4 protein-coding genes, 2 tRNA genes and 3 rRNA genes are annotated in these 17,001 nt (G+C 41.1%); 1 reads left to right on the top strand and 8 read right to left on the bottom strand.

Translation table 11 applies throughout. The features are described from left to right. Nucleotides 1-17: 17 nt before the first annotated feature. Nucleotides 18-1,673, top strand: a complete 1,656-nt coding sequence (locus tag AB1278_RS20495; protein ID WP_429816695.1) for a SusD/RagB family nutrient-binding outer membrane lipoprotein — start codon at nt 18-20, stop codon at nt 1,671-1,673. A gap of 836 nt (nt 1,674-2,509) precedes the next feature. Here AB1278_RS20495 and rrf read toward each other — a convergent pair. The 8 genes from rrf to sprA form a co-directional block, all read right to left on the bottom strand. Next, nucleotides 2,510-2,617 (bottom strand): 5S ribosomal RNA (gene rrf, locus AB1278_RS20500). 144 nt (nt 2,618-2,761) lie between these two features. Beyond that, nucleotides 2,762-5,516 (bottom strand): 23S ribosomal RNA (locus AB1278_RS20505). A gap of 149 nt (nt 5,517-5,665) precedes the next feature. Next, nucleotides 5,666-5,742, bottom strand: a tRNA-Ala gene (locus tag AB1278_RS20510). 82 nt (nt 5,743-5,824) lie between these two features. Next, nucleotides 5,825-5,898 (bottom strand) — tRNA-Ile (locus tag AB1278_RS20515). Nucleotides 5,899-6,121: 223 nt separating this feature from the next. After that, a 16S ribosomal RNA gene (locus AB1278_RS20520) occupies nt 6,122-7,638 on the bottom strand. The 16S, 23S and 5S rRNA genes sit together here with 2 tRNA genes alongside, the layout of an rRNA operon. A 1,469-nt stretch (nt 7,639-9,107) precedes the next feature. Then, nucleotides 9,108-9,485 carry a VanZ family protein gene (locus AB1278_RS20525; protein ID WP_202840546.1) on the bottom strand — a complete coding sequence of 126 codons (378 nt, stop codon included), beginning with the start codon at nt 9,483-9,485 and terminating at the stop codon, nt 9,108-9,110. Continuing rightward, nucleotides 9,460-9,837: a glycine cleavage system protein GcvH gene (gene gcvH, locus AB1278_RS20530; RefSeq protein ID WP_047098621.1), complete on the bottom strand. Its 378-nt coding sequence runs from the start codon at nt 9,835-9,837 to the stop codon at nt 9,460-9,462. The genes AB1278_RS20525 and gcvH overlap by 26 nt, the downstream gene beginning before the upstream one ends. 107 nt (nt 9,838-9,944) lie before the next feature. Next, nucleotides 9,945-16,976: a cell surface protein SprA gene (gene sprA / locus AB1278_RS20535; protein WP_429817412.1), complete on the bottom strand. Its 7,032-nt coding sequence runs from the start codon at nt 16,974-16,976 to the stop codon at nt 9,945-9,947. Nucleotides 16,977-17,001: the final 25 nt, after the last annotated feature.

Here is a 17,001-nt window from a genome sequence, read left to right on the forward strand (position 1 = left end):
TCTAAAAATTATCAAAAATGAAAAAAATACTTATACTTACGCTATCGTTTTCTCTGTTTGTATCTTGTACCAGTGATTTTGCTGAGATTAACACCAATCCGGTAGATAAAATAAAAGCTACACCTGAAGAACTTTTGCCTTTGGCAATTATGAAAGGATTTGATGGCAGCTTTGAATACTACTATGATTACTACCGCAGAATTATGCCCTGGACTCAGACGTTGGTTCCCAGCACAGGCAATTCTCCTCAGTTTATGGCTGACGGCTCCAATATGAATCAAAGAAAAGATATCTTTTATGGAGATCATGGTGCTTTACTTACAGACATTATATACAAAATTGATCATATGCCGGCTGAAGATCAAAAAAAATACGTGAACATTAAAAGTATTGCCACGATTTTAAAAGTTTATTATGCATGGTATGTAACAGATGTGAATGGAAGTATAGCTTATACAGAAGCATTCCAGGCCCGCTACGGGGGAACACAAACTCCTAAATATGAAACACAGGAACAATTGTATGATGTTTTTGACAAGCAGTTAAACGATGTATATACTGCAATTCAAAGTGCTGATCAATCTGTACAGGTAGATCCGGGAGATAAAGACTTATTCTTTAAGGGTGATATAAGCAAATGGAAACGGGTAGCTAATTCACTCAGATTAAAAATTGCGTCAAGACTCATGAAAAGAAATCCTGCCAAACTGACTGCCATTGCTGTACAGGTTTTATCAAGGGATGAAATTAACGGTACGGCAGAGAGCTTCATGTTACGGACTAAAAGGCTTACGGAGCATGGTAATTTTAATCCTGTAGGCATGTCTGCTGCAAAACCTATGGTTGACTTTATGAATGAAAGCAAAGATCCCAGAATATCGATATTTTTCCAGGAAAATGATTATTCCCAGGAAAATATAGATAAGCTGGTAGCAGCCGGTAAAATGAAAAAAGCTACGGAAAGCCAGCGTTATGTTGGTGGCTTTGTCAGCCCCAACATGGTTTCAGCGGATATGAGTCGTTATTATACTTCAGCAAAAAGATTATTAAACGGAGTGAATTATGATACCATTTCAAGATTGCAATATAGAATATGGAGGCCGGAAAATATTTCAAAAGGTATTATTGGGACAGGAAATGCTATATTCCCAATTCTTACCTATGCTGATTATTCTCTGTTGAAAGCAGAACTGGCTGCAAGAAATCTTATTCCTGGTAATGTAAAAGATCTTTATGAACAAGGAATCACAGCATCTATTGAAACCTATAATTATATTGCCAAAGAAGCATTGGTAGATGATTATAAAACAGCCTATAATACCGATATTTTAGCTTATCTAAAGCAGCCTCAAATCAAATTTGATCCATCACTAGCCCTGGAACAGATTATCATTCAGGAATATTTAAACTATTTCAAGCAACCCAATGAAGTATGGGCATTGATTAAAAGAACAGGATTGCCTAATGTATCGACTGCGCTTAAGCTGGAAAATCCATTCAGTGAGTCCGGAGTTCTGTTAATAATGCCAAGAAGAATTGTTCTTCCCACTCCTTCAAAAGACAATCTAAATTATCAAAATCAAAAGGAAGCACTGGACCAAATGAAGCAGGATCCTGAATTTGGAGCCAGTGAAAGCGATATAAAAGGTCGAATTTGGTGGGATAAGAAATAAATTACATCAATGTTATTTACTTTTATTGTTTAATACAGAAAAGTGCAACATCTCCATAGCTATTTAATTAATCGAAAGGCCATTTAAACAGATAATAAATTATCTATTAGCATTAGAATCTTTACAGCCTTTAAGTCATCCTTAGGGTCTAAGCGCCATACTTTGCAATCTTCATTATTTTAGGCTCTTGGATCCTTAGAGGATGATAATTTGAATTATGGAGATTAACAAAATAAGTGAAAGATGATTTCAGGAGCTGTTTCCCGCTATCCATTCATACTCCTCGCGCCTGCGCTCCCAGCGTTGTCACCCTGAGCGAAGCCGAAGGGTCCCACACTCCAACCCATTCACCCTCCAACCCAGCTGCGGGGTAACCATTCCTATCGGGGCTAGGATGGTGAATGAATCATCAATGATAAATTATAAATGATGTAACGAAGTCCGGGATACCGATTCCGTGGTTATCTTTCAATGGAGTTATTGGTTGCAATGGCGTCTTTCTTTTTATTTGGTCTGCTTCTTTCCTACTGTGTCATTCCGCAGGAATCCAGCCTCCTTTATTAGAGTCTTTATGATTTTTTTAACTCAGACGGTTTGATACTGTAAAATTGTTTGATGATACTTTGTTGAGACTCCTACGGAGTGACAATTGGAGTGTATGCTGTCCAGCATAAGTGATCAATGATAGGTGATAAGTGATAGTTGATCAATGATAGTTGATTGATGTATCGTTTATCAATTATTATTCATTGCTTATTGCTTATAAGCTTAGCTTGGGTATAAAACAAAAAAATCCTTTATCACAATGATAAAGGATTTTTTAAAAATAAAATAAAAACTGGCGGCGGCCTACTCTCCCGCGTTAGCAGTACCATCGGCGCTGGTGGGCTTAACTTCTGTGTTCGGAATGGGAACAGGTGAGCCCCACCGCTAAAACCACCCTAAAGAAGGTATATAGCTTTAAGCATTAGGCCTGAAGCCTTAAGCTTATTGCGTTTTAAGCGATAAAAACTTTCACAAAGACAAAACCTTCGCTGCGCATAAAGAACTTGTCATTTATTATATTATAATTTCATATAGCAACCATAGGCTATAAATCTACGGGTAATTAGTACTACTTGGCTATGACATTACTGTCTTTACACCTATAGCCTATCAACGTCGTCATCTACAACGACCCTTAAAAGATGTCTCATCTTGAGGCGAGTTTCGCACTTATATGCTTTCAGTGCTTATCTCTTCCAAACGTAGCTACTCAGCGGTGCACCTGGCGGTACAACTGATACACCAGAGGTTTGTTCAATTCGGTCCTCTCGTACTAGAATCAAGCCCTCTCAAACATCTAACGCCCGCAATAGATAGAGACCGAACTGTCTCACGACGTTCTGAACCCAGCTCGCGTGCCACTTTAATGGGCGAACAGCCCAACCCTTGGGACCTTCTCCAGCCCCAGGATGTGACGAGCCGACATCGAGGTGCCGAACCTCCCCGTCGATGTGAGCTCTTGGGGGAGACTAGCCTGTTATCCCCGGAGTACCTTTTATCCTATGAGCGATGGCCCTTCCATACGGAACCACCGGATCACTATGTCCTGCTTTCGCACCTGATCGACTTGTTGGTCTCACAGTCAAGCACCCTTATGCCATTACACTCTACGCACGGTTACCAAGCGTGCTGAGGGTACCTTTGAAAGCCTCCGTTACTCTTTTGGAGGCGACCACCCCAGTCAAACTACCCACCACGCAATGTCCTTCTGAAAGAAGTTAGGCTCCAAGTAAGTAAAGGGTGGTATTTCAACGTCGGCTCCACAAACACTAGCGTGCCTGCTTCAAAGCCTCCCACCTATCCTACACATTACTTACTCAAAGTCAATACGAAGTTATAGTAAAGGTTCACAGGGTCTTTTCGTCCCATTGCGGGTAATCGGCATCTTCACCGATACTACAATTTCACCGAGCTCGTGGCTGAGACAGTGCCCAGATCGTTACACCATTCGTGCAGGTCGGAACTTACCCGACAAGGAATTTCGCTACCTTAGGACCGTTATAGTTACGGCCGCCGTTTACTGGGGCTTCAGTTAATGCCTTCGCTTACGCTAAGCACCTTCCTTAACCTTCCAGCACCGGGCAGGTGTCAGACCCTATACAGCATCTTTCGATTTAGCAGAGTCCTGTGTTTTTGATAAACAGTCGCCTGGGCCTCTTCACTGCGGCCACCATTGCTGATGGCGTCTCTTCTTCCGAAGTTACGAGACTATTTTGCCTAGTTCCTTAGCCACGACTCACTCGAGCACCTTAGGATTCTCTCCTCGACCACCTGTGTCGGTTTTGGTACGGGTTGCTTCACTTCGGCTTTTCTTGGATCAGATTACACTACAGCAGCTTCGCCCGAAGGCTAGGCCTTGACTATTCCGTCAGTCTCCAGCAGCTACATCCAACCGTCCCCTTTTATTGTGAGCAAGTATGGGAATATTAACCCATTGTCCATCCACTACCCCTTTCGGGTTCGCGTTAGGTCCCGACTAACCCTCAGCTGATTAGCATGGCTGAGGAAGCCTTGGTCTTTCGGTGAGCAGGTTTCTCGCCTGCTTTATCGTTACTTATGCCTACATTTTCTTTTCTATCCGCTCCACAATACCTCACAGTACTGCTTCGGCGCAAATAGAATGCTCTCCTACCAGATATATCTAAAATATAAATCCATAGCTTCGGTAATATGTTTATGCCCGATTATTATCCATGCCGGACCGCTCGACTAGTGAGCTGTTACGCACTCTTTAAATGAATGGCTGCTTCCAAGCCAACATCCTAGCTGTCAATGCAGTCCAACCGCGTTGTTTCAACTTAACATATATTTGGGGACCTTAGCTGTTGGTCTGGGTTCTTTCCCTCTCGGACATGGACCTTAGCACCCATGCCCTCACTGCCGTAGAACATTTATTAGCATTCGGAGTTTGTCAGGAATTGGTAGGCGATGAAACCCCCGCATCCAATCAGTAGCTCTACCTCTAATAAACTTATATACGACGCTGCACCTAAATGCATTTCGGAGAGTACGAGCTATCTCCCAGTTTGATTGGCCTTTCACCCCTACCCACAGGTCATCCGAAGACTTTTCAACGTCAACCGGTTCGGTCCTCCACTCTGTGTTACCAGAGCTTCAACCTGCCCATGGGTAGATCACAAGGTTTCGCGTCTAATCCTACTAACTATGCGCCCTATTCAGACTCGCTTTCGCTCCGGCTCCGGTACTTAATACCTTAACCTCGCTAGTAAAATTAACTCGTAGGCTCATTATGCAAAAGGCACGCCGTCACAGCATTACGCTGCTCCGACCGCTTGTAGGCGTACGGTTTCAGGTTCTATTTCACCCTTCTATTCGAAGTGCTTTTCACCTTTCCTTCACAGTACTTGTTCACTATCGGTCTTTCAGGAGTATTTAGCCTTGGAGGATGGTCCCCCCATATTCAGACAGGATTTCACGTGTCCCGCCCTACTCATTTATCATCTCTATATACCTTTCGAATACCGGGCTATCACCGTCTATGGCTGTTCTTTCCAGAACATTCTTCTAAATATATAAAGACTTTTGGGCTAATCCGCTTTCGCTCGCCACTACTTACGGAATCTCTTCGATTTCTTTTCCTCCGGGTACTTAGATGTTTCAGTTCTCCGGGTTTGCTCCTCTTGCGAGGTGACATATCTTCAATATGCCGGGTTGCCCCATTCGGATATCTGCGGATCAATTCGTGTGTGCCAATCCCCGCAGCTTTTCGCAGCTTACCACGTCCTTCGTCGCCTCTGAAAGCCTAGGCATCCGCCATACGCCCTTAACGATTTCTTTCCTATTGGTTACTCAAGCGCTTTATGCGCTCGGTTTTCTCTTTGTGATGTCTTTACCGTTAATGTCAATGATCTTAAATCTATTTCTGATTTAATTCGCAAATATTGTTTTTGGCTCTATTTGCTTTTTTAAAACTAAACCATCTATGATGGTGGAGAATAAGGGAGTCGAACCCTTGACCTCCTGCGTGCAAGGCAGGCGCTCTAGCCAGCTGAGCTAATTCCCCCTCTAGGTGCTGCAGGCCTTACGCTATAAGCTTTAGGCGTATCGCCTACTGCTTCCAGCTTAATGCTTACCGCTTTAATTAGTAGTCTCGGGCAGGCTCGAACTGCCGACCTCTACATTATCAGTGTAGCGCTCTAACCAGCTGAGCTACGAGACTGTCTTTTAGACGTAAAAGATGATAGACTGATAGATAATAGACTAATTTCTTCGTCTTTCTCTCTCTGCTTTTATCTTCTTTGCCTCTCTCAATCCCTTTACTAATTTCTAGTGGGTTTTGTATTTTTAATATAAATCAACCAAACAAAAAACTAAAGCTATGCTTTAAGTAAGTATGATGTATCTTACGATACTAATTTTGTTTAACGTCCTAAGACGCTCTAAAATGAGATGTTCCAGCCGCACCTTCCGGTACGGCTACCTTGTTACGACTTAGCCCTAGTTACCTGTTTTACCCTAGGCAGCTCCTGTTACGGTCACCGACTTCAGGTACCCCAGACTTCCATGGCTTGACGGGCGGTGTGTACAAGGCCCGGGAACGTATTCACCGCGCCATGGCTGATGCGCGATTACTAGCGATTCCAGCTTCATAGAGTCGAGTTGCAGACTCCAATCCGAACTGAGACCGGCTTTCGAGATTTGCATCACTTCGCAGTGTAGCTGCCCTCTGTACCGGCCATTGTATTACGTGTGTGGCCCAAGGCGTAAGGGCCGTGATGATTTGACGTCATCCCCACCTTCCTCTCTACTTGCGTAGGCAGTCTCACTAGAGTCCCCAACTTAATGATGGCAACTAGTGACAGGGGTTGCGCTCGTTGCAGGACTTAACCTAACACCTCACGGCACGAGCTGACGACAACCATGCAGCACCTTGAAAAATGTCCGAAGAAAAGTCTATTTCTAAACCTGTCATTTCCCATTTAAGCCTTGGTAAGGTTCCTCGCGTATCATCGAATTAAACCACATAATCCACCGCTTGTGCGGGCCCCCGTCAATTCCTTTGAGTTTCAAACTTGCGTTCGTACTCCCCAGGTGGCTAACTTATCACTTTCGCTTAGTCTCTGAAACTTACATTCCAAAAACGAGTTAGCATCGTTTACGGCGTGGACTACCAGGGTATCTAATCCTGTTCGCTCCCCACGCTTTCGTCCATCAGCGTCAGTTGTTGCTTAGTAACCTGCCTTCGCAATTGGTGTTCTAAGTAATATCTATGCATTTCACCGCTACACTACTTATTCCAGCTACTTCAACAACACTCAAGACCTGCAGTATCAATGGCAGTTTCACAGTTAAGCTGTGAGATTTCACCACTGACTTACAGATCCGCCTACGGACCCTTTAAACCCAATAAATCCGGATAACGCTTGCACCCTCCGTATTACCGCGGCTGCTGGCACGGAGTTAGCCGGTGCTTATTCGTATAGTACCTTCAGCTACCCTCACGAGGGTAGGTTTATCCCTATACAAAAGAAGTTTACAACCCATAGGGCCGTCGTCCTTCACGCGGGATGGCTGGATCAGGCTCTCACCCATTGTCCAATATTCCTCACTGCTGCCTCCCGTAGGAGTCTGGTCCGTGTCTCAGTACCAGTGTGGGGGATCACCCTCTCAGGCCCCCTAAAGATCGCAGACTTGGTGAGCCGTTACCTCACCAACTATCTAATCTTGCGCGTGCCCATCTCTATCCACCGGAGTTTTCAATACCGAATGATGCCATTCAGTATATTATGGGGTATTAATCTTCCTTTCGAAAGGCTATCCCCCAGATAAAGGCAGGTTGCACACGTGTTCCGCACCCGTACGCCGCTCTCAAGATCCCGAAAGATCTCTACCGCTCGGCTTGCATGTGTTAGGCCTCCCGCTAGCGTTCATCCTGAGCCAGGATCAAACTCTCCATTGTATGTTTGTCTGACTCACTCAAAGTTTTTAACGCTTTAGTTTTTCCTTACTTGGTTGTTATATTGTATGTCAATGATCTTTATATCTTCCGCTTTTCAACGAAGCAATCTCTCTGTCAGTGTCGCTCCGTATTTGCGAGTGCAAAAGTAAAACTTTATTTTTTAATGACCAAATGTTTTTGAAGAAAATTTTAAAGTTTTTTAAGTAACCTTAACCCTTCTCAAAACCTCAATCTCTATACTCCTGCGCTCCCTCTAATTGGGACTGCAAAGATACAAACTCTTTTTAAACCGGCAACTTTTTTTACAAAAAATTTTAAAGTTTTTTTCGTCCGTCTCTTTTTTGAAGTAATATTGTCTCTGCCTATCTAAAGGCGCTTCTGCGCTACTGTTCTACTCTCGTTTTCAGTGGGGCAAAGATAGGAACTTCCCACAACGCAAAACAAGTTTATTTAACATAAATTTTACATTACGGTGATATTTGTTCCTAAAGGACTGGGTAGCAGGGGGAAAAATTTTAAACATTTGTTTGGAGAATCGGGGGGGGGAGAGCGTGGGAGCGTGGGAGTGTTTGAGGGGGAGAGAGGTATAATTCGGGGTGCGGGATGCGAGGGTTTGAGGTGTGGAAGGATTAAATAGGGTATATATTATATAGTAGAGACCAGACTATAAGCTTTCTTCGATTAAGCTCACGATTATAGTCCGCTCCTATTGATGGAAGATTATATATTATATAATGAAGGGAGATTGTTGTTTTTTATGTATGGGGATGATCATTGCCCACAGATCTCGCAGATTTACACAGATAAGAGGGGCCTGCTTTATTGTATACATTTATATTATAATAGAATGGGAAGGATGGAAATGCTAAAGAGTATATTTATATATTATATAGAGTAATAAGGTTTAGCTCCTACACCCGTAATTAATTACAATGCTTCGGTTCAGCTCAGTATGACATGGCTAATACTAACGGCTAAAAGGCCTTAGACATTATATTGGCATTTTGCTTCTTTTAAGACTCTCGTAAAGAAGTTGGGATTCCTGAGGAATAACACAAGGGGAATAGAGATTGATACTCAATAACCAGTTTCCATAGAAATCAGCAATATGAAAATTAAAACCAATATTCCTTTTCTACCTAAAAACCCGAAACTCGCAACACAATAACCCGAACCTCATCATTCATCATTCACCACTTATCATTAACGACTCCTACCCTAGCCCTGATAGTAATGGTTACACCGCAGCTTGCTTCGGAGGGTGGGTGGTTTTTTGGTGGGGGGACCCTTCGGCTTCGCTCAGGGTGACAGCGTGGGAAAGCCTCGGCGCGAGGAGTATGAATGGATAGCAGGAAATAGCTCCTGAAAAAAGTTCGAGAGTTGGAAAGTTGGAGGATGAAAAAGCTTAAATGTACTGGTGAAGAGAGAATAAAAAATGGATATAAAATCGTGATGATTTGAAAGGCGTGTTAAAAGAAACGCTTGATTAATAACTTATAGGTATAATATCCTAATAAGCATCCAATGGTATCTGCTACGATATCTAAAGTTTCCATCGATCTTCCCAGTCCCATTTCTTCCTGCAGGATTTCTGTAAGGAAAGCATAAATAAGGATGATCTGGACAAAGTATGAGAATTTTATTTTGGGAAAAGCAGCAATGAAAGAGAAACCCAGTGCTGCGAATATGCTTACATGCAAAACCTTGTCGATACCGCTGAACATGAACCAATATTCATGGTTTTCTTCTCCCGGCTTGAGAAGCATATAAGTAAGAAATGCCCAATAAATGGGCAGTATCTTACTAAATATTTTTGAAATCTTATCCAATGATCGCTTTGTAATCATCTGCAGAAAGTAACTCTGACTGATCTGCTCCATCAGCAATTTCCAATTTGATGATCCATCCGTCTCCATAAGGATCTGTATTTAACAGTTCAGGCTGATCTTCTAATTCTGAATTAAACTCGATAACTTTTCCTGAAATAGGTAAGAACAGGTCTGAAACAGTTTTTACTGCTTCTACACTTCCGAAAACGTCTCCTCCATTAAGATCATCATCTACAGTATCTACATCAACGTAAACGATATCTCCAAGTTCTCCCTGTGCGAAGTCTGTAATACCGATTGTAGCAACGTTACCTTCGATCTTGATCCATTCGTGATCTTTCGTGTACTTTAATTCTGATGGTGTGTTCATTTTTAAATTTTTATTTTGTACAAATGTATTCAAAAATATAGTAGCTTCAAATATTGGATATAAAAAAAGTCCTTCAAAACTGAAGGACTTTTACGTTTGTATTATTTTTAGAATCCACCTCCGGAATCTCCGAATGTAAATGTGGCTGAGATACCTGCTCTGACCGTAGACAGCGGGAATGCTGTGGAGATCTTATATTTTGAGGTCATCTGTTCGTAGAACACTCTCAGATTCAGATTCTCGGAAACATTGTAATCTGCGGAAAGTTTAATGTTCATGAGTCTCTGTCCTCCTGTAACCTGGGCATCATTTAACAGAATATTCATAATAGATGTTTTACTGTCTCTTAATGAAATGTCTCCTCTGATGTTAAGATCACTTCCTTTTCCTCTTGTTCCTCTTCCTCTGATATTGGCTGTTCCTAATCTGAAGTTTCTGACAATATACCCCAGTCTTACTACATATTCTGTATTCGCATCTTCGGTAAGAGTCTGGTTAACCAATCCCAGTACCATCATTCTGGTTCTGTTGTACTGTATTCCGAACTGCATATTGTTTCTCATGGTAACATCTACTCCGATAAGTGGTGAGAAAGATTCTACATATCCCACCTGTGCGAATGTATATGGGTTAATCTTATCTCCATCATTTTTTTTCACATTACCGGCATCATCCACTGTTTGATAATATCCATCTGGATTACCATGATAATCTACATTGCTTTGAATACCTGTTGCTGTATACGTAGCAGTATAGGCATGTAAGATATCGAACTTTGTGAACTGCCCGCTGATGATCGGGATATTTTTTAATCCAGAATAGGTAATTCTCCAGTTTGGCAATGGGAATCCTGCTTTTTTAGGGTTACCCATAGGTGACACAGATTTTCCTTCCATCGCTGCTCTAAAGGCTGGGATTAATACATAGGCATTTCCAATGCTGTAATGCTTTGCAAATCCGTTATTATCCAATACTGCCCCGGGACCTCCCAATTGTTGAGAAAGCGCTCTTGCATTTTCTCTGATCGCCTGGTAAACTGCCTGCCCATCTTTAAATGACGTGCTGAGAAGCGACGTAGTATTGGAATACGTTATCATTTCGCTGGCAAATGTAAAATCCGTATCAGGAACCCCACCATTGGTATAGTTAAATCCTGTATGCGAGAAGTTGCTGTTGAAGGTATGCAACACATTAAGATCGACTCTCAGGTCATTCATAGGCATCACCTGTAAGTCTGCTCTCAATTCTTTGGTCGACATTCTTACATACGGATCTGTCATATAATTTGAATTACTCACCCATCCGTTTTCCATTACTGTTCTTCTGATATCTGCCTGTGAACCTAAAAGGAATCCCAGTGTCGGACCTCCCAATGTCTGTCCGTATCCATACCAGTTTGGTGCTGATATTAATCCCGGAAGTACTGTTCCATTCGTTTCGTTGTAACTTACGTTTAACTGTTTAAAGGAAGTTAAGAAGAATGCAGCACTTTGAAGTGGAGTAAGCTTATTCTTAAATTTATATTTTTTATATCGGTATCTGTTTTTCTCCCATTGTTTCGCATACACATTATTCAGAGAGTCCATCTCCTGTCTGCGTTTTTGAAGTTTGGCATTAATATTTTTGAAATAGTTAAACTGTCCAAAGAACTTCGGAAGATCCGCAGAAGCTGTTGCCTGAATCACATTGGTATTTTGTCCAACGGATCCTAAACTTGCGGTCTGATTTGTATTAGGATCAGTAAATCCAAGCAATGACGTAGACCTCGCCGCCCAGTTATAGGTAAATCCGTATCCTACTTCTGCATCAATGAAATCCAGATAAGGCAAATATTGGAATGGTAGCTTATAGTTTAACTGTGCTCTGTGATTATACAATACCGGCCTTCCTGCTCTGAATATATTTCCGAAAATCGATTTGCTGTCCATCGAATTTACATCCAGATTGTCATTTAATGTTCTGGTTGCGGAATTGATTTCCAGTTTTAATGATTTTGTAAAGTTGAATCCTAATCCATACTGCCATCCAAAGAAGAAGTTTCTGTTTCTGATGGCATCGAAATTACTGTTCATATCACCATTAAGGATTGCTTCCACATTTCTGAACTCAAGCTCGTTGTAGTTTCTGTCGATTTCAGTTCTGAAAGAGATTCTTGTAGGAATTGGATTAATATTGAATTCTTTTACCCATCTCAGATACTTTGTCGATTTCGCCGTATCACTGATCATTTTGTTGAAAGGCTTAAGTACCCACGGTTTAAAAGTGTAGTTATAATCAATATACCCTCTCAGATACTGTCTGTAATTTCTCTTGGTATAGATATCTCTGAAATAGTCATCGTTATAAACAGCAGTTACTGATACGTTTTCAATATCATAAAACTTAGGCTTTTTATTTGGATTTACTCTTTCTTTATGCATGTTAACGACTCCTATACTTCTCTGTTGAGTATAGGTTCTCGCTACTTTTTTCAATTGCTCTTTGTTCGGTGCCTTATTGAATTCTACGTCGGTATCCAGAGGATTGTACTTTGGATCTTCAATAGTCTGCGAGTAAGAATAGTTTAAAGGAATTTTCACCCCAGTTTTTTCCGGAAGGAATTTATCTACATTGATCGCCGTATTGATGCTGAATGCAGATTGAGTAGACTGTGTCCTTTCTGCAGGTTTTGAATCGATATTTCCGAAACCAACTGAGGTATAAGAGGCATTGGCATTCACTGTTGCCAGATCTCCCATATTGAAGTTTAAGCTGGCATTTCCTGCATATCCACCATCATTCTCAATTTCAGAAAGACGGATTTCGTTTACCCACAGAACTCTTGTTATGGTAGAGTTTGTTCTTGGATCTGCATTTCTTACCCCAATCATAATGGTGGTAATATTTCCTAAACTAGGTCTACCTTTAATATAAATATTTTTATAAGGTTCCTGATATCCTGTGTCAACGGTTCTATTCGTAATGGCAACACCTGATTTATCTCTTCTGATTTTAGCATCTACAAAGTTCTGAACATCGAAATCAACTTCATTTTCCATTGGCCATATCTCCATAGGAGCTGTTGCTGTTGTAGGAGTCATTCTTAAAGATGATTCATACTCATAATAGTTATCAGTAGCATCACTTCCGAAACGGATAAAGAATTTGGTATTTTCATCCAATCCAATCACTCTGTTCAATGGATCGTGAGCGTGTACAAACAGCTTCAGCTTTTTGTATCTTCTCATATCCAACGTCGTATTTTTGAATACACCTCTTGCCTCAGTTTTAAGATCTTTCACTTTCATGTAAAGTGAAGCTTCATTCTGTCTCTGAGCTCCTGCATTTCCACTCAATACCTGTCTGTCAATTCCCGGAGGCAATACATAGGGAGGTTGGTTCAATGCATTTTCTTCAATATTTACACTTCCTATTTCAAAATTAGGATCTGTCACAGTTCCCGTTCCTTCGTCGGAATTTGGAACATTTACACTGGCAATTTTACTGGTATATTTTCTCCAGTCTGATCTTACAAGATCCATTGTTCCGAATCTCAGAGTAGAGGTCTGGTCAAATCCTGCCAGCATCAATCTTGCAAACCTTACATTATTCAATACAGATGGCTCTGCTGTCCCTTCAGCTGGATCATAATTCGCTACAGGAATTCTGAACAGGTACCATTTAACATCTGAACTCTGTCCGTTCTGGAATGTTGCTTTTACTGTTTTTACATCTACAATATTATTCGTTCCAAGTGACAAACTTGGCTGATCAAGCTTTATAACATATTGGTTATAGTTTTCAGTCTGATCCAGGTTGTAATCTTTATTGATATCTTCAACATCCGGAGTTTGTGAAGCTACGTTAAGAGAGTTTGCTTCTGAGTTTCCTTCAGGGTTTCTGAAATATTTGTATCGTTCCACTACTGAAGCTGCCTGACTTCCTGTAAATTTATCCGAAAGATAGAATACGAAGTCATCTACTGCAGGGTCTGCAATATTGGTTACCGGATTTACAAACGTATTTCCGAATCTCATGGCTTCCTGGTCCGAGGTAAGACCATCATATCCGGCATCCTGTACTTTCCTATCCTCTCCTTCTGTAGAGAATGCATATAAGATTGGCGGCTGTTTTGGCTGTACTCCCCAATTTGAATTCGTTGTAGAAGATGGTGTACCTGGCGTTGGCAGTCCGTTTTCATACTGCATTTTTCCATCTTTCAATACATCTTCTGAAACGTTTCCTAAGTGAAGTAAAAGTTTTGGATCAGTACCCAGCGTTTTACCATCTGCGTAAGGATCCATCATCCAGAATTCAACATACTCAATGTTTGAAGTAATAAAGTTCGGAACACTGATTGATCTCATAATCCCTGCCCATCTGCTCTGTGCCTGTTCTGTTACTGGATTTACGTTATACGGTCCTTTTTCTTTCGGAAAATAAGAGATATCAAAAGTATTCGTAAAGGTTTGTTCTCCTGCTACGAAATCTCTGTTATTATAAATCTCCGAATATTGTACTCTTCTGGAAGCGTGATTAGATACAGACTGCGGTGTAATTCCTGCAGGTGCTTTCCCTCCAACTCCCCAGAATCTAGGGTCGATGTTATACCATGTTAATAATCCTCTTCCATATCCGCTTGTTAGATCATCATTGCCAGGCACTGTGTTAAATGGCGGTAATTTATTTTTTTCCGGTTTTGAAGCTAAACTCCATGCTGCCGGCTCTTTTAATGATATTTTAGAGGTTGTTTGTTCAAAATCGTCAATATAAGATTGATTATTTGTTCCTTTATTCAATCCAGGTAATAAGTAAGCTGCTTCCATCTTAAAGTTTAAGTTGGATGGAGCTTCAGTTTTTACCATCGGAAGTTTATTGGCAAATCTTGTAAGATAAGGGGCCTGATTGTTGTACATCAGGTTGATCCCTGCCATGGTATTGTTTACCGCTTCCTGCCCGAAGTTTACTTTCTGAGTCAATGGAGATTCTGAGTAATTGATTACTGTTCCTCCCAAGATAAAGTTTTCACTGAATCTTCTTTCTAAGTTTAATCCTAAGAATCTTTTCCTTTGGGTATTAAATGTCAACTGATTTTCCAGTGAAATATTGATGGCCTGTCCGGACTGTTTTACATTTTCATTGATGATCGTAACCGTACCCAGCATATAATCTACTGTATAGTCTACGCCTTCCGTAAGCTGTACTCCGTTTGCTGCCACTTTTACTGATCCCTGAGGAACGTTTACAGCTCCTAAAGAAATACCTTGTCCCTGAACACCTTTGTAACGCCCTTCCATGGTATACCTTTGTGTAAGGTTACTCTGGGAAGCTTCTTGTTTTTGTTTGGTATAAAGATCCTTAAATATATATTGAGGATCACTTGTTCCTAATTTTGCTTCCAGAAATTTACCGAAAGGCTGTACTTTGGTAAAGATGACTCTTCCTGTTTCCGGTCTGATGGTAATCCCATTCACAAAGTCGAAAATACCGTCTCCTTTACTTCCATCTTTATTGTTCTGGATATCTCCATTCATATTAAGACGGTCCCAGTTAAATAACTTCAGTAAATTCTGATCTTTTACAGGAGTATCTGGAAGATAGTTTACTTTACCTCCTGTTTTTGGATCTCTGTAATATACGTTAAGGATAAAGCCATCCGGAGATACCTGTCCCGCATCAATAGAATAGATATTCTTCATCATCAGATCCCACATCGGAGATTGAGTGTTCACCTTGTTATTTACTCTCAATACCTTGGTGATCAGCACAGGGCTTTCTTCAGAAAATTCCCCTACTTTGTATACTTTATTACTTCCATTAACAGTATAAGAGTACGAAACGGCTAAAAGCTGCTGGTCATTCAATTTTTGGTTTAATGAAATATATCCCAGCTGTGGCTGGTAGATAAATTCGTTAGCATTCAGCTTTCTCGCTTTTGTAGCAAGAACAAATTCTTCTCCGTTATTGTAGGGAGTAGGTGTTCCCGGGAAGACATGCCCCTGAAAAAGAGCATTGTAATTTTTCCCAGCTTCTCTTGTTCCAGCTACTTGTGATACTTCATCATACAATCCGTTCAGCGAGTTATCCGGCAGCGTAACTCCTCCAGGACCTTCTCCCAAGTCTCTGATCCCGATAATACTTTTCTGATATGCCAGATTACTGTTCCCCTGATCCAATACCCAGACTTCCATTCTGGTAATGTTGATGGTTGAGTTGATCTGCGGATAATTAAGTAAGGCATCATCATATTTGTTCAGGAAATAATGTCCTATAAAGAAGTGCTGGTTTTCTTCGTAGTCAATGGCATTGACTTTAAAATTGTTCATCACACCACCACCCTGTACTACAATATTACGGGCTTCACCCTGCTGCTGGGAAAGAACTACTGTTCCAAATGTTTTTCCTAACTGGAATTCTGTTTTCACCCCGAACAGCGATTGTGAACCACGGATAAGGCTGGTTGATAGCGGCATGTTTACGTTACCAAATTCAACTCTTTTGATGATTTTATCCTCTCCTCCTTCGTTGGGTTTATCTACATTTCCAAGACCTTTACTCTGAAGATCTTTCCAGCTTCCTTTTGCCTGCCATACAAGATTCATCCTGTTTTCAAAAGCAAAACCACTCTGGGTATCATAATTGGCCTTTAACTGAAGGTTTTCCCCTACTTTCCCCAATAATCCCAACTGAATTCTCTGATCGATATCAAAGGTAAAACTGGTCCTGTTCTGAGGCAGGATCATTGGGTTATCTATTTTCTGGTAAAGTCCTGCAAAGTCCAGGGATGCGTATCCTGAAGGGATGATTTCAATTTTATTACCACCGAAAATGGTTTCAAAAAGCTTGTTGTTGATCTGTAATGAAGGAATAAGCCCCTTCTTTCTGGCATCAGATCTGTCTCTTCTGAAGAGAAGATTATATTTATCGGATTTCTCCTTGTAATAGGCTTTTGTCTGGCTGGCAAGCATATATTCTTTATACTCTTCCGGAGACATGGCTGTAGGAGGACCTGTAATGGTATTTCCGATTTTTGGATATACATAGTACATCCCGGTTTTTATGTCGTAATAGGCTTCATACCTCGTAGGGTCGGCCACTTCATATTGTTTTCTTATGATCGCTGTATCTTTCTGGGCCTGCCCAAAAGCACTCACAGACATACACAGGAACGACAGGAACAAAAAT

The organism is Chryseobacterium sp. NRRL B-14798 (assembly GCF_050470705.1).
In the GTDB taxonomy this organism is placed as follows: domain Bacteria; phylum Bacteroidota; class Bacteroidia; order Flavobacteriales; family Weeksellaceae; genus Chryseobacterium; species Chryseobacterium cupriresistens.

Coding starts and splice junctions, on each gene's coding strand:
- gcvH (WP_047098621.1), bottom strand. CDS start 9,837: ATGAACACACCATCAGAATTAAAGTACACGAAAGATCACGAATGGATC.
- AB1278_RS20495 (WP_429816695.1), top strand. CDS start 18: ATGAAAAAAATACTTATACTTACGCTATCGTTTTCTCTGTTTGTATCT.
- AB1278_RS20525 (WP_202840546.1), bottom strand. CDS start 9,485: ATGATTACAAAGCGATCATTGGATAAGATTTCAAAAATATTTAGTAAG.
- sprA (WP_429817412.1), bottom strand. CDS start 16,976: ATGTCTGTGAGTGCTTTTGGGCAGGCCCAGAAAGATACAGCGATCATA.